The organism is Clostridium sp. SM-530-WT-3G, from assembly GCF_012843905.1.
GTDB lineage: Bacteria > Bacillota > Clostridia > Clostridiales > Clostridiaceae > Clostridium.
The window spans coordinates 1-14863 of the sequence record NZ_JABAGC010000005.1 but is presented as its reverse complement, the minus strand read 5'-3'; the positions used below and the strand labels follow the sequence as shown (position 1 = coordinate 14863).

The following is a 14863-nucleotide window of genomic DNA, read 5'->3' as shown; positions in this document are numbered from 1 at the left end:
AAAAATACTTTCATTATCGTTTTTCTTTAGTTCTTTATATCCAGAAGTACAATATATAATTCCAGATGAAATGATGACTATTAAAAGTAAAACAAATATTCCTATTTTCTTTCTATCTTTAAAAAATTCTTCTATTTCTATAATATACTCCCTCTTTCATTTTTTATAAATATATTTAGCTTATAAATGAATTAATTTATTTTTATACTTGACATATTTTTGTATTTTATACTTATTAAGATTAATCTACCTAAGTTTATATAGCTTAATTATTATTTTTTTGTTAAAATATATTTTATGGTAATAAAATAATTTACAATATGGAGAGTTTTATGGAAAGATTATTAAAAATTTTTAGTATATTTTTTGCAGTTATATTGGTTTTAACCACTAATTCACTCAATGCATATGCAGCTGGTCCTGACATAAATGCACAGGGTTGTGCACTAATTGATGCCACAACAGGAAAAGTCCTGTATGGTAAAAATGAAGATGGATATTTTGAACCTGCTTCAACAACTAAAGTAATGACTGCCCTAGTTGTTCTTGAACATTGTGCATTAGATGAAAAAGTAACTATAACTCAAAATTTCACAGAAATTGATGGTACTGCAATAGGGCTTTTAAAAGGTGACGAAATCACTGTAAAAGATCTTCTTTTAGGTCTGCTAATGGAATCAGGAAATGATTGTGCAAATGCACTTGCTATTCATGTTTCAGGCAGCATTCCTGAATTTGCCAAGTTAATGAATGAAAAAGCAAAATCAATTGGAGCAACAAATGCAAATTTTGAAAATCCAAGTGGACTTCCAGGTACTCATCATGTTATAAGTCCAAAAAGTTTAGCATTAATTATGAAAGAAGCAGTTAATAATAAAGAATTTATGGAACTATCAACTACTCCTTGTACAACTAGTACAATAATTAACGACCCTTCAAGAACAATTTTTATAAATAATAAAAATTATATGATTAATAAGAATTCAAAATATTATTATCCTTATGCTATTTCAGGAAAGAATGGTTACACTACAAAAGCAAATCACACTTATGTTTCTGCTGCTGAAAAAGATGGACACCTTCTTGTAGCATCGTTTTTAAATGCTACAGATAAAGACCAAAATTTCTTTGATATGCAGTCAGTATTTAATTACGGATTTGATAATTTTTCTTTCGTTAAATTATATAACAAGGGTGATGTAGTAACTGACTATGAAGTAAGTAAAGAAGAACGCTTACCTTTAGTTGCTACAAAAGATATAGGATATGCTATTCTTAAAGAACAAGAAGGTACTTCTTCTGGAGAATTAAAAATACAAGATGAAGATTTAAGCAAAAAATCTTTTAATGAAGGTGATCCTATTTTAAAAGGAGCTATTTTAGTTAATGGCCAAGAAGTTGAAACTTTTGATTTAGCTGCTGGAGAATCAAGAGTATATGAGAGTCCATTTTCAAAAGCTTCGTTATCTAATAAATCAAATCTTCTTCTTTATATAAGTTTTAGTATCGGAATCTTAGCATTATGTATTGGATTAGGACTTTTAATCAGAATAAAGTATAAAAAAAGCAGAAGCATTTAAACTTCTGCTTTTTTATACTATTTTAACTTTTCAATTAGCTCTTTCATATCATCTGGAAGATCTGATTTTAGAGAAAGTATTTGTCCCGTTCTTGGGGATTTAAAATCAAGAGCATATGCATGAAGTGCCTGCCTTTTTATTAAATCCATCTCATTATCACCATATCCATATAAAATATCTCCATATATAGGGTGTCCTATACTGCTTAAATGAACTCTTATTTGATGAGTTCTTCCTGTTTCAAGCTTACATTCTAAAAGTGTAGCATCTTTAAATTTTTCTACAACTTTATAATGTGTAATACTTCTCTGTCCACGCTCATCTATTATTCTTTTTGTTCCAAATTCAGTACCTTCTGGTCTATATATAGGTTTATCTATAGTACCACTTTCATTTTCTAAAATACCATGAACAATTGCTAGATATCTCTTTCCTACATTATTTGCACTCATTTCTTTCGAAAGCATTCCATGAGAATATTGATTTTTAGCTATTATTATAAGCCCTGATGTATTCATATCAAGTCTTGAAACTAATCTTACTATACAATTTTGATTTGTTTCTTGAAAATAATTTATCACACCATTAGCTAAAGTTCCACTTTGATAACTCTTAGTTGGATGAACAACCATATATGGCTTTTTGTTTACTACCAATATATCTTCATCTTCATAAATTATTTCAATATCCATTTTTTCTGGTGAAATATCTTGACTTTCATCCTTAGCTAAATCTATCTTTATTGTTTCACCGCTATTTAATACTCTATTCATCTTAACAGGTTCATCATTTACAAATATTCTTTTATCAATAGATGCACTTCTTATAAGTCTAGTTGATAGTCCTAATTCATTTTTTAAATACTCTCTAATTTTTACGCCTTCACCAATATCCGTAACTTTTTTTTCTAAAATACTCATGTACTTAATCTACTCCTCATCAAGGTTTATTTATACTAATATTTATTATATTTTATCCATACTTTTCTTAAAGTATATTTTCTTTATTCACTAATAATTCTTATAATCTTTTCCTAATATTATAACTACATCATAATCCTTATATTCAAGTTTACTATCTTTTTTGCCTCTATTTTTTATATTTAAGTCCCCCTGTAAAGTTTTAATATAATCATCATTATCAGAAGTAATCATACTTTTATCACTAAGACTTGTATTTCCAGTATCAATCTTTGAATATCCATAATTCATCATTTCAGTTTTTAATTTTCCTGCTAATCCATTTATCTTAGTACCATTTAATATTTTAATTTTTAAATTAGCTTTTGAAGTATTACTTACGTTAGAATTTTTAACAATTCCTGATGACAAAATATTTTTATTAGCATTTTTATCAAAAATAAGATAAGACTGTCCATTAATCATTTTAGGTGTTCCTTCTGCTGTCACCATAGATATATCATCTTTATTTATAGTTAAAAAGCTTATCATATATTTTAATACTTTAAACGAAGGCATATTAGTTTCTACATTATTAGCAACTGCAGTTAATATCTTAGGAATCCTAAATATTATAAATGGGCTCTTACATTTATCTATAACATTTGAAATAAACTTATGTTGATTATTAATTCTATCTAAATCTCCATTTGCAAATCCGCTTCCATCATTATTTTTTCTCCATCTGAAAAATTCTTGTGCCTTCTGACCATCCATCTTTACTGTTTCTCCAGCTTTAAAATTTATATGAAGGTTCTGCCCCTCATCATCATAAATCATATTCCTATCTATTTTCATGGTTACTCCACCTAATGCATCTACAAGTTCTACAAATGCATTATAGTCTACCTTTACCATATAATTTATATTAATTCCTAGAAGCTCTTCTACTTCACTTCTTATCTTTGGATATCCTCCAACTGCATATGCAGCATTAATTTTCAAATTTTTACCATTATTAGTTATGAGGGTATCTCTTGGAATAGATACAACCTTTATCTTATCTGTTGATGGATTATAATTTAATACCATTATTGTATCAGTTCTCTTTATTGACTGATTATCTATCTGTTCTGGATCTCCTATGTCCATTCCGAGTAATAATATATTTACTGGTCCTCCTGATGGACTTATTCCCTGTGGCATTGTCTTACTGCCTATTTTAAATAATGCGGTTGCACCTGAAAAAACAAAAACTATAATGAATGTTAATATAAGCGCAATTATCCCCAATATTATTTTTTCTATAATACTCACATCATTACCCACTCTAAAACCTAATCCATGTTTACGTCTATCAGTTCTTATCCCCAATTATTACTCACCCCTTATTTATAAGTTAGACAACACAACCCCATAATTATCTACAAACATTACAAATTATTCTTATGTATTTATCTAAAGTAACTATGTTTTAATCTTTATATATAAATCCCTATATATTTGATTATTAATTTATAGTATCCTTTTATTATAAATAATCATTTTATTTAATTAAAATTTCCATATACCTTTAAATAATTTCTTGCTTTTATAGTATTTTCGTCAAGTAATAAGTCTTTATCTACAAGAAATCTAATACTATGAGTAAGCCCTACATAAACTCCTTTATCTAAATTTTCAAATGTTGCTTTTCGTATTTCTTCTAGACCTTCAAAGCTTCTGCTTGGCTCTATCATATCTGCAATATATATTATCTTCTCTAATTTAGACATATTTTCTTTTCCTGTAGTATGCCATCTTAATGATTCTAATATTTCTTCATCATATATATTTAATTTACCTTTAGCAACTATAGGCGCTATTATACTATGCCATAAATTCATATTATTCTCTTCAACCAACGATAACTTAATATTATTTTCTTTTATGATTTTAAGCATTTCTTCTTTACTTAAGTTTTTCGCAACATCATGCGAAAGACCAGCTACTTCTGCTTTTTTTTCATCAACATTATTTAATTTAGCCAGTTTTTTAGCTGTTTCTGCAACTCCTAAAGTATGTTCATAACGTGATGGCTTTAAATTTTCTTTAAGATATTCTTTTATTTCATTTATTGATAACAAATTAATTCTCTCCTTGTCTATCTATATAAGTTATTTTTCTTTATAAATTCATTAACTTTTTCAGGAACAAAAAACTCAGCCTTTTTTCCTAATTTTATTCTATTCCTTATATCAGTTGATGATATTTCAAGGTCTTTAAGTTCTAAAATAATTATTTTTCCACCATATTTTTCTTCTGCTTTTTTCTTATGTACATGTAATAATTCTGTGTCAATTCCACCTCTAGAAAAGACAACAAAAGTACATACTTTAAATATTTTTGATACTTCTGTCCATTTATCTATATCTATAAGACAATCTGCACCTGTTATAAAAAATAATTCTGAATCCTTATAAAGCTTTTTAAAATGCTCTAGTGTCTTATATGTATAGCTTAATCCTTCATTTTGTATTTCATAATCAGATATAGAAAAATCCTCATACGGCTTAATAGCTTCTCTTACCATCTCATATCTTAACCATGCTGGTGTTACCTTTTTTTCGGTTTTTAATGGCTGCTGACCTGCAGGCATAAATATTACTTTATCTAAATTCAGTTGTTCCTTTGCTTCATAGGCTATATATAAATGTGCATTATGAATTGGGTCAAATGTTCCTCCTATTATTCCATAACGTTTCATAATTCTGTCCTCCCATAGTAAAAACAATTACTTGGTTTTAACCATCCATAACTATTTAATTTGCTAATCATATTATATCATCATATACTAAATATAAAAAATTTCTGTAATATAATAGACTCTATACCAATATTGTTGCTTCCCATGAGAAATATATTATATATTTATTGATTAATAGTAGAATTACTATATAATATACTACATAAAAATAGAGCCATAGATTATACTATGACTCTATTTTTAATCTTACTTACAATTATTTTGTAGGTAATTCTATTTTTCTCTTTTTAACGTTACTAGATTGTTTGTAAAGTACCATCTTATTTCCGATTGCTTGAACTCCTTCACACTTAAGTGCTTTACAGATTGCATCTGAAGCTTCTCTAGTATCTAACCCACTGTTTTCTAAAACTTTTATTTTTATTAATTCTCTGGCTTCTAACGCTTGAGAAACTTGTATTAAGAAGTTTTCTTCAATTCCACCTTTACCTATTTGAAATATTGGTGTTAAAGTACTTCCTAATCCTCTTAAATAAGCTCTTTGTTTTGTTGTAATCATTTCATTTCCTCCTAAAACCCATTTTCAGTTAACAGTTAACAAGGAACAGTTAACTGTTAATCGAAAACTGTTAACTGGCTAAATTCACTGATTAAAGTACATATTCAAATTCGAAGTCATTTAATCTCATAAAGTCTCCATCTTTGATTCCTAATTCTCTTACTTCATCAAAGATTCCCTTATTTCTAAGAACCTTATGGAAGTATCTTAATGAGTCTGCATCATGGATATTTACTGCATGTAATAATCTATCAACAAATGATCCTTCTATAACATATGTCTTAGTTCCTTCTTCATTATCTTCAACAGAAATTTCATAAGTAAATCTCTTTTCTGGTGGTATATATCTTTCTTCTTCAGATATTTCTAATTCAGTAACTGGAATTTCCTTAAGCATTCTTGATGCTTCCTTCATTACAGCATCAACACCTTCATTTGTAGCTGCTGACATCTTGAATACCTTAGTATATCCAAGTTCTTCAACCTTTTTCTTGAAATCTTCATATATGCTGTCATCATAAAGCATATCTGCCTTGTTAGCAACAACTATTTGTGGTCTATCCCAAAGTTTAACTGAATATTTCTTTAATTCTTCATTAATCTTAACGAAATCTTCAAAAGGATCTCTTCCTTCTACTCCTGAAATATCAACTATATGTATTAAAAGTCTAGTTCTTTCAATGTGTCTTAAGAACTGAATTCCAAGTCCAACACCATCTGCTGCACCTTCTATTATTCCTGGAATATCTGCCATTACAAATGGTTCTATACCTTTAACAGCAACTACTCCTAAATTTGGTTTCAATGTTGTAAAGTGATAGTTAGCTATCTTTGGTTTAGCTTTTGTAGTCATTGAAAGTAAAGTTGACTTACCTACATTAGGGAATCCTAATAATCCTACATCAGCAAGTAATTTTAATTCTAAAATAACATTTAATTCATCTCCAGGCATACCTGGTTCAGCATAATGTGGTGCTTGCTTAGTAGCTGTAGCAAATTTAGTATTTCCTTTACCACCTTTACCACCTTTTAATAATACAAGTTCATCATCTTTATGAGAAAGGTCAGCAATTATCTTATTACTTTCAGCTTCTCTTATAATTGTACCCATTGGTACTTTTATTATAAGATCTTCTCCATCTTTTCCATAGCATTTAGAACCGCTTCCATTACCACCGCATTCTGCTACAAATTTCTTTTTATATTTAAAATCCAATAATGTAGTTATTCCTGTATCAACTTTGAAAATGATGCTTCCACCTTTTCCTCCATCTCCACCATCTGGTCCTCCAAGTGGAACGTACTTTTCTCTTCTAAATGTAATAGCTCCGTCTCCACCATTTCCTGATTTTACAAAAATCTTGACCTTATCTATAAACATACTTTTCACCTCTCCTAAACATATTTTTTTATTTCTTTTTGTTACTTTATGCACAGACCTTATTTTTATACTTAACACTTCTGTTGATAACTCTAATTATAAGTGTGAATAATTATTAAAATTTTTCAATTTTTAGATAGTCTGTTTTTTTAATAAAATAACTTATGTTCTTTTAATCTGTAGTGAATATTCTATAAAAAATATAATATATTATATCACAACTTAAGTAATGCTCAACTTAATTTTACTTTACCACTAAATGATTTATGTCTACAATGCACAATTCACAATAAGTCTTTTAATATTAGACTTATTGAATTTATAATTTAATCTAATTATTACAAATAAATTGTCAATTGTACATTGTCTATTCTTAAGCTTATGCATTACACTTATACACTATAAACTTTATCCACTTTAAAAAAGTTTATACTTACATTTAAAAAAGCACTCTTAAAACTAAGAGTGCTTTATTTTAAATAAAATTATTCAGCTATTGCTTCAACGTCTACTGGGTAAACACTTGCTTTCTTCTTATCTCTACCAAGTCTTTCGAATCTAACAACTCCATCGATCTTAGCGAATAAAGTATCGTCTTTACCTTTTCCAACATTTTCACCTGGATGAATCTTAGTTCCTCTTTGTCTTACAAGGATGTTTCCAGCAAGAACAAATTGTCCGTCAGCAGATTTAACTCCTAATCTCTTTGATTCAGAGTCTCTACCATTCTTAGAACTACCTACCCCTTTTTTATGAGCGAATAATTGAAGGTTCATAATTAGCATGTGACTACACCTCCTCTTTAATTAAAGTTATATATTCCCTACGTTTCTTTTTACCTACTATTTGATCAAATCCTAAAATAACACTTTCTAGGCTCTTTTCAAAAGTTCTTAGCAAAACTTGTGCTTCGTCTAGCTCTTCAGCATTAAAATCCTGAAGATCTAATTTTAGGTATCCATCTTTAATTTCGTAAGTTGAATTTAGTTTTAAAACTTCATCCAAGCCAATTATTACACTTTGAGATAGAACAGATACACTGTTACAGATTAAATCAAATGCCTCTCCAACAAGTGCAGAATCACTTGAAAAATCTCTACCATCAGATAACGCATGGCCATCCATTACGAAACCAACAATCTTACTTTGTTTTTCGTTAATCTTAACCGTAATCATAATATTATGCTTCGATCTTTTCGATAACTAACTTAGTGTAAGGTTGTCTGTGTCCATTCTTTCTTCTATAGTCTTTCTTAGCTTTATACTTGAAAACTATAACCTTCTTAGCCTTACCTTGAGCTGCAACTTTAGCTACAACTTTAGCTCCTTCAACAACTGGAGTACCAACTTTGATACCTGCATCAGTTCCTACTGCTAAAACTTCGTTTAATTCAACTGTAGAATCAACTTCAGCGTTTAATTTTTCAACGAATATTACGTCTCCTTCTTGAACTCTGTATTGTTTTCCACCTGTTTTTAATACTGCGTACATTAAAACACCTCCTCATAACGGTCTCGCCACTTTTGGTACAAAGATTTAACTTTGTTTTACAAAAAACCTTACGTGTGCGGTTTACAAATGCCATGATATCATATTATTCTCTACTTGTAAAGCAAAATTAATTTATTTTAAATCACAATTTAAGCTTTTTCAATTGCAGTAACTTTATACTTTTCTAAATTATCTTTTTGAGCTTGAAACAATAGTGGTTCTATTCTATAGCCTTCTATTCCATCTACATACATTAAGTATATTTCCTTATCAATACCATCTATTTCTTTCATGAAAGTAAATATATCTTCTTGAATTCTATCCTTATAAACACTATCAATTTCTATTTTGAAACAATCTATAGAATTTTCTTCTTTCATTCTAACTATTTCACTTTTAATTAATCCTTCTATATATGATAACTTCAGAATAATTCCTCTACCTTTACATAAATCACATTTTTCTTCCATATATTCATATACACTCTTTCCTTGTCTCTTTCTAGCTATTTGAACAAGGTCAAGCTCGGTAAACGGAAATATTTTAACATTTCCTTTATCATCTTTCAGACTTTCTGTAAGTACAGCCATAACTTCTGTCCTTTGGCTTCTATCTCTCATATCTATAAAGTCTATTACAATTATTCCACTTAAATTTCTAAGTCTTATCTGCTTACCAATTTCTCTTGCAGCTTCCAGATTTGTTTCTAATATTGTTTTGTTAAAGTTTCTTTCCTTAATGTTTTTCCCACTATTAACGTCTATTACATACATAGCTTCTGTTCTATCAATTACAATAGAACCACCACAATGAAGATTCACTTTATTATGTCTAAGCTTTAGCAATTCTTTTTCTATTCCATAAAAATCAAATAAATTTCTATATCCATCATATAAATTAACCTTAAAATTTTCTTCACCTTTTACAAAATCAGATACATATTGAAAATCTTCTTCATTATCCACATAAATTTTTATATTTTCATTTAAGCTTGAATTCATAAGTACTTTATTTAAAGTTAGATTTTCACCATAAAGCTTTTTAAGATTTGATGAATATTTCATCTGCTTATCTATCTTTTTAAATTCATCGTATAGCTTATTTATTTCTCGCTTAAGTACATCTATTTCAACATCTGCGCCTTCGGTTCTCACTGTAATCCCTGCATTCTGTAAAGGCTCTACATTGTCTAGAATGAATTTTTTAACATTATTATCAGTTATTCTCCTAGAAAAATCTATCCCCTCTCTATAACAGTTAAGAACTACATATTTACCCGGAATACATGCTTTATGAGTCAATTTAGCCCCTTTGTCATTAATAGGTTCTTTAATGACTTCAACTAAAATCTCATCACCTTTTTTAACATTCATACTTTTTAGTTCTTCGCTATAATACATATAGCCCTCTTTTTCTAATCCAAGGTCAACAAATATTGAATTCATTCCAGGTATAATATTTTTTATTCTACCTTTATAAATCTCTCCTATAATAGGTTGATTTGCCTTTTCTTCCACTATACTTTCAACAAGCTCATTATTAGATTTTACAGCTATTCTTAGAATTTTCTCTCTTCTTTCTATAAAAATCTCTTTCATACTTTAATACATCTCCATCCCAATTTACAATGGACAAAAACAGTTGTCAGTTAACAAGTAACTGTTAACTGTTAACTGAATCTTTGGGTTTCTTATTTTTTCTTAGTTTATCTGTACTTATATCCTATATGCATTTATATATTTGTATTTGCATCTTATACGCACTTATATAATGGAACTAGTTTATCTCCCTTATAAAAGTACATTTCTTCTCTTTTTATCGCTACAAATGAATCCACAAGTGCATTTGATGTATTTTCTTGAATGTACTTAACTAATAAGTCTGCACTTAAATGTTCTCTGCTTCCTGTACTTATTAATGTGTTTAACACTAGTACTTCATCCTTAATCCAGAAATTTAATTCTTTTATAAAGTTCTTTAAATTTACTTCTTTTTCACCTTTTTTACTCTTCTTTATAGTGTTCCATTCTGGTTTAGAAAGTAATTCATTCATTTCATTTTCTAAATTAGAAACATCAGAATATTTTATTTTTATAGTATATCTTGCTGCATCAATCATAGCCATTGCTTGTGGTACTTTCTTTTCACCTTCAACATAAGGAATAGCCAAAGCGCTTATGTATTTAATTCCACTTGGTGCAGTTTTATTTAATCTATCTATAATTTCATTCTCATCCATTTCTCTTTCTAAAACCATATCCATATATTCTCCACTTGAATATACTCCAACTGATAATGGCTGAGCTATTGATGTACTCATATGTGGATTAAATCCCTTTGAGTATTCTATTGGAAGTTCTGCTCTTCTTATATTTTTTTGAATTGTTTTTAACACATCTAAATGTGATATAAATTTAATATTTTCTTCTTTAGTGAATTTTAGTAAGTATCGCACCTTCAAAACACTCTCCTTCTTTAAAGTTTACATCAATTCCGCATCCTGTACAGCCTTCTCTACAGTTTTTAGTTAATTGTACTTTCTTAGCTTTCTCATTTTCAATTTCAAGATATCTTCTGTTTACTCCAATATCTATGAAATCCCAAGGAAGTATTTCATCATATTGTCTTTCTCTATAAGCATAGAAATCAACATCTAAATTACATTCTTTTAATGCATCTAACCATACATAATATTTAAAGTATTGACCCCATCCATCAAATTTAGCACCATTTTCAAATGCTTTTACAAGAACATCACATAATCTTCTGTCTCCTCTAGCAAACACAGATTCCATAACTGATGTCTTTTGTTCATGATAATTATAAGTTATGCATCCACTCTTAATTGAGCTCTTTACGGCATTAATCTTCTTATTAACATCTTCAATTCTAGCCATTGGAGCCCATTGGAATGGTGTAAATGGCTTTGGAACTAATATTGATGTACTTACTGTAAGTTTTAATCCCTTATTATTTCCTTTTGTTTTTGGAACTTGTTTATATCTATAAACTATTTTTTCTGCAAGCTCACCAATTGCTTTACAATCATCTAATTCTTCATATGGAAGTCCTACCATAAAGTATAACTTAAGTGTCTTCCATCCTGCTTCAAATGCATTTGTTGCAGCCTCTAATATTTTTTCTTCTGTAAGACCTTTATTTATAATATCTCTCATTCTTTGAGAACCAGCTTCAGGTGCAAAAGTTAATCCACTTTTTCTAACCTTTTGAATTTCATTAAGAAGGTCAACTGAAAATGCATCTACTCTTATGGAAGGAAGTGCAACTCCAACTTTTTTCTCTTGATTTTCATCCATTAAATCATGAACTAACCCTTTTATATCTGAATAGTCACATGTACTTAATGATGAAAGTGAAATTTCTTCGTATCCTGTATTCTTAACTAATTCTCTAGATAATTCTAATAATTCTTCTTTAGTTTTTTCTCTTACTGGTCTGTAAATCATCCCTGCTTGACAGAATCTACATCCATTTGTACATCCTCTGAAAAGTTCTAAAACTATTCTGTCATGTACTATTTCAGTGTAAGGAACTATTATATTAGTTGGGAATGGAACTTTAGTAAAGTTATTTACTATTCTCTTCTTAACTACTGCTGGAACATCATCATATTTAGGCTTAAACTCTTTTATAGTTCCATCTTCATTATAAGTAACATCATATAATGAAGGTACGTAGATACCATCTATTTTAGATATTTCTCTTAAGAATTCTTTTTTCTTTCCTTTGCCCTTATACTTCTTATAAACATCAAGGACATCGTTCATCATTTCTTCACCTTCACCAATTTCAAAGAAATCAACGATATCATATAATGGTTCTGGATTATATGCACATGGGCCTCCAGCCATAACTATAGGATCATCTTCTCCTCTTTGTGATGCTCTTATAGGGATATTACACATATCAAGCATATTTAAAACATTTGTATAACTCATTTCATATTGAAGTGTAAATCCAAGCATATCAAATTCATTTAAAGCATCCTTAGTTTCTAATGTAAATAATGGAATATTATTTTTTCTCATTAATTCTTCCATATCTGGCCATGGTGCAAATGCTCTTTCACAATATGTATCTTCTCTTAAATTTATAGTATGATATAAAATTCTACTTCCTAAATGTGACATACCAACTTCATAGACATCTGGGAAACAAAATGCAAATCTAATATCAACTTCTTTAGGATCTTTTATTATTTCATTCATTTCTCCACCAGTATATCTACTTGGTTTCTCAACTTTAAATAAAATATCATCTGAAACTCTGTTCATTAATATATTTCCTCCTTAAATAATTAAGCCTAGCTTAATTACGCGTAAATCATGTACTTCATTTTCCTATTTTCAAAAATAAAAGAAGTATAAAACACTCTATTATACTTCTTAATTGATATCCCTATTCTAACACAATTAACTCCTCATGGGAATATTCTTATTGTTCCCACAATAAGTCATAATTAATTCAAAATTTATAAAAGAAAAGCACTAATAATTAGAATTCTATTGAACTTTTTGATTCTAATATCAGTGCTTTTTTCTTATTTTTATATAATCTTCTAAAGTTATATTTCCATATTCCTTTAATGCCATTATAAGTTCATCTTCATGAATTATTCCAAGAAATTTCATATCTTCATTTAACACATAAAAACTATTAAATTTATTTTTATCAACTAGAGTCAGAACATTAACAAGCCCATTCTTATAATAAATAGAAATAGATTTATTCTCCATATAGTTATGATTTTTTAATTTTCTAACCTTTTTGAACATATCTCCCATGATAATATACATTGTCTTTTCTTTCTCTAAAAAGGTTGTATATGCCATAAGTATAGATGCTAAGAACAGTGTTATGTTTACCTTATGTAATAAAAGCATTATATTAAATAATAAAAATAATACTCCCGAAATGCTAAAACTGATAATTTCAGTTATTTTTTTCGATTTTTTATATAGGTATTTTTTAACCAATAATATTTCAAAAATTCTTGATCCATCAAGAGGATAGGCAGGTAACAAATTAAATGCTCCTAAACACAAATTAATAATTATGCACTTATAAAAAAAATCATAATTAAAATATTGATATATGCAATACATACATACGGAAATAAATAAATTAAAACATGGCCCAGATAAGTATATTAAAAGCTTATTTCTTTCACTTTGTTCATCAATATCTATCAATTCTGCTTTTGCTCCCAGTACACCAATATTTATACTGTTAAATTTACATCCAAATCTACATGCTACTAATATATGAGTTACCTCATGTAATATTATCCATAAAAAGCTGATTAATATTGATGCATTAAAATCAGAAATCCAAATCAGAACTAGTAATTCAATCATCAATACTTTAAGCCATTTTCTCATTTTTAACCCCTATATTATTACTGAACTAATAATTAAATTCATACTATACCCTTTGTGTATTTATTAAGCTTTTTAGATAATTTATAGTATTACTTATTCTTCTATTTATCTTATCTGACTTTAAATCTTCTACAGTAAACCCTCCAATGTTTAATTCTTTTATTCTAAATGTACCAAATTCATAATTATTAAATGCTTCAATCATTTCATCATAATTAAAACTACTTGTTATAATTCCTTTTGACCATATATATGCTTTTTGTATATAATCATTTTTAATATATTTAAGGCATATAAATATAGTCAATATAACAAGAGCACATGAAAGTTCCCTTATTATTCTTCTAACCCAATACTCTTTTGAAAAATATCGTACTTGTTCATTACTTCTTCCAATTGAATAAATACTCCTACTATTTTTTTGATGTAAAGGAAGATACCTTGATTTCTGATTATCGTTATTTTTTTTATTTATATTTTTATAGTATTCTTCATACTCAGACATATAGTTACTCATCATATCCTCCTTGTTTATATTTATCCCTATTAGATTATATTAACAATTTTTAGCATTTATGAAAATAATTTTATGTCCTTATTTTTAAGATTAAGCTATTTAAAATACAAAACATTTTAAAGTTGTACTTATTAATTATTAATCAAAAATTTCCTTACACAAAATAATATAAATTCAAATACTGATTAAAAATATATAAAATAAAAAAACGGCTCAACACTAAAAACTGCGCTTGACAACTAAATTACCAATATTTACAGATAAAAAATGCACTTAAAATCCTGTAA

The 14863-nt window shown here is 28.0% G+C and carries 15 protein-coding genes; 1 reads left to right on the top strand and 14 read right to left on the bottom strand.

Annotation, left to right across the window (positions count from 1 at the left end; all coding sequences use genetic code 11):
* Window positions 1–332: 332 nt before the first annotated feature.
* On the top strand, window positions 333–1580 hold the full coding sequence (locus tag HF850_RS03380) for a D-alanyl-D-alanine carboxypeptidase family protein (protein ID WP_169104076.1): 1248 nt from the start codon (window positions 333–335) through the stop codon (window positions 1578–1580).
* Between the two features lie 17 nt (window positions 1581–1597).
* Here HF850_RS03380 and HF850_RS03375 read toward each other — a convergent pair whose 3' ends face one another.
* The 14 genes from HF850_RS03375 to HF850_RS03310 form a co-directional block, all read right to left on the bottom strand.
* Window positions 1598–2500 (bottom strand): RluA family pseudouridine synthase, encoded by a 903-nt coding sequence (locus tag HF850_RS03375; protein WP_169104075.1) that lies wholly within the window; start codon window positions 2498–2500, stop codon window positions 1598–1600.
* A gap of 90 nt (window positions 2501–2590) precedes the next feature.
* Entirely contained in the window at window positions 2591–3853 is a 1263-nt protein-coding gene (locus HF850_RS03370) for an LCP family protein (protein WP_169104074.1), read from the bottom strand.
* A 176-nt stretch (window positions 3854–4029) separates the two neighbouring features.
* On the bottom strand, window positions 4030–4605 hold the full coding sequence (yqeK, locus tag HF850_RS03365) for a bis(5'-nucleosyl)-tetraphosphatase (symmetrical) YqeK (protein ID WP_169104073.1): 576 nt from the start codon (window positions 4603–4605) through the stop codon (window positions 4030–4032).
* Between the two features lie 17 nt (window positions 4606–4622).
* Window positions 4623–5225 (bottom strand): nicotinate-nucleotide adenylyltransferase, encoded by a 603-nt coding sequence (gene nadD, locus HF850_RS03360; RefSeq protein WP_169104072.1) that lies wholly within the window; start codon window positions 5223–5225, stop codon window positions 4623–4625.
* A gap of 256 nt (window positions 5226–5481) precedes the next feature.
* Complete coding sequence (yhbY, locus tag HF850_RS03355) at window positions 5482–5784, bottom strand: ribosome assembly RNA-binding protein YhbY (RefSeq protein ID WP_169104071.1); 303 nt, start codon at window positions 5782–5784, stop codon at window positions 5482–5484.
* 91 nt (window positions 5785–5875) lie between these two features.
* Window positions 5876–7165: a GTPase ObgE gene (gene obgE / locus HF850_RS03350; protein ID WP_169104070.1), complete on the bottom strand. Its 1290-nt coding sequence runs from the start codon at window positions 7163–7165 to the stop codon at window positions 5876–5878.
* Window positions 7166–7650: 485 nt separating this feature from the next.
* Entirely contained in the window at window positions 7651–7950 is a 300-nt protein-coding gene (gene rpmA, locus HF850_RS03345) for a 50S ribosomal protein L27 (RefSeq protein WP_169104069.1), read from the bottom strand.
* 4 nt (window positions 7951–7954) lie between these two features.
* Window positions 7955–8341: a ribosomal-processing cysteine protease Prp gene (locus tag HF850_RS03340; RefSeq protein WP_169104068.1), complete on the bottom strand. Its 387-nt coding sequence runs from the start codon at window positions 8339–8341 to the stop codon at window positions 7955–7957.
* 4 nt (window positions 8342–8345) lie between these two features.
* On the bottom strand, window positions 8346–8657 hold the full coding sequence (gene rplU, locus HF850_RS03335; protein WP_169104067.1) for a 50S ribosomal protein L21: 312 nt from the start codon (window positions 8655–8657) through the stop codon (window positions 8346–8348).
* 149 nt (window positions 8658–8806) lie between these two features.
* Window positions 8807–10255 (bottom strand): Rne/Rng family ribonuclease, encoded by a 1449-nt coding sequence (locus HF850_RS03330; protein WP_169104066.1) that lies wholly within the window; start codon window positions 10253–10255, stop codon window positions 8807–8809.
* Window positions 10256–10410: 155 nt separating this feature from the next.
* The gene (locus HF850_RS03325) at window positions 10411–11112 is read right to left on the bottom strand and encodes a TIGR03936 family radical SAM-associated protein (RefSeq protein ID WP_169104164.1); all 702 of its coding nucleotides are present in this window, start codon (window positions 11110–11112) and stop codon (window positions 10411–10413) included.
* Window positions 11087–12952, bottom strand: coding sequence for a TIGR03960 family B12-binding radical SAM protein (locus tag HF850_RS03320; protein ID WP_169104065.1), 1866 nt, complete (start codon window positions 12950–12952; stop codon window positions 11087–11089). Before HF850_RS03320 ends, HF850_RS03325 begins: the two co-directional genes overlap by 26 nt.
* 252 nt (window positions 12953–13204) lie before the next feature.
* Window positions 13205–14059, bottom strand: coding sequence for a site-2 protease family protein (locus HF850_RS03315; protein ID WP_169104064.1), 855 nt, complete (start codon window positions 14057–14059; stop codon window positions 13205–13207).
* A 43-nt stretch (window positions 14060–14102) separates the two neighbouring features.
* Complete coding sequence (locus tag HF850_RS03310) at window positions 14103–14576, bottom strand: hypothetical protein (protein WP_169104063.1); 474 nt, start codon at window positions 14574–14576, stop codon at window positions 14103–14105.
* Between the last annotated feature and the right edge of the window lie 287 nt (window positions 14577–14863).

Coding starts and splice junctions, on each gene's coding strand:
- HF850_RS03315 (WP_169104064.1), bottom strand. CDS start 14,059: ATGAGAAAATGGCTTAAAGTATTGATGATTGAATTACTAGTTCTGATT.
- HF850_RS03340 (WP_169104068.1), bottom strand. CDS start 8,341: ATGATTACGGTTAAGATTAACGAAAAACAAAGTAAGATTGTTGGTTTC.
- HF850_RS03375 (WP_169104075.1), bottom strand. CDS start 2,500: ATGAGTATTTTAGAAAAAAAAGTTACGGATATTGGTGAAGGCGTAAAA.
- HF850_RS03380 (WP_169104076.1), top strand. CDS start 333: ATGGAAAGATTATTAAAAATTTTTAGTATATTTTTTGCAGTTATATTG.
- HF850_RS03330 (WP_169104066.1), bottom strand. CDS start 10,255: ATGAAAGAGATTTTTATAGAAAGAAGAGAGAAAATTCTAAGAATAGCT.
- obgE (WP_169104070.1), bottom strand. CDS start 7,165: ATGTTTATAGATAAGGTCAAGATTTTTGTAAAATCAGGAAATGGTGGA.
- nadD (WP_169104072.1), bottom strand. CDS start 5,225: ATGAAACGTTATGGAATAATAGGAGGAACATTTGACCCAATTCATAAT.
- rpmA (WP_169104069.1), bottom strand. CDS start 7,950: ATGCTAATTATGAACCTTCAATTATTCGCTCATAAAAAAGGGGTAGGT.
- rplU (WP_169104067.1), bottom strand. CDS start 8,657: ATGTACGCAGTATTAAAAACAGGTGGAAAACAATACAGAGTTCAAGAA.
- HF850_RS03310 (WP_169104063.1), bottom strand. CDS start 14,576: ATGAGTAACTATATGTCTGAGTATGAAGAATACTATAAAAATATAAAT.
- yhbY (WP_169104071.1), bottom strand. CDS start 5,784: ATGATTACAACAAAACAAAGAGCTTATTTAAGAGGATTAGGAAGTACT.
- HF850_RS03320 (WP_169104065.1), bottom strand. CDS start 12,952: ATGAACAGAGTTTCAGATGATATTTTATTTAAAGTTGAGAAACCAAGT.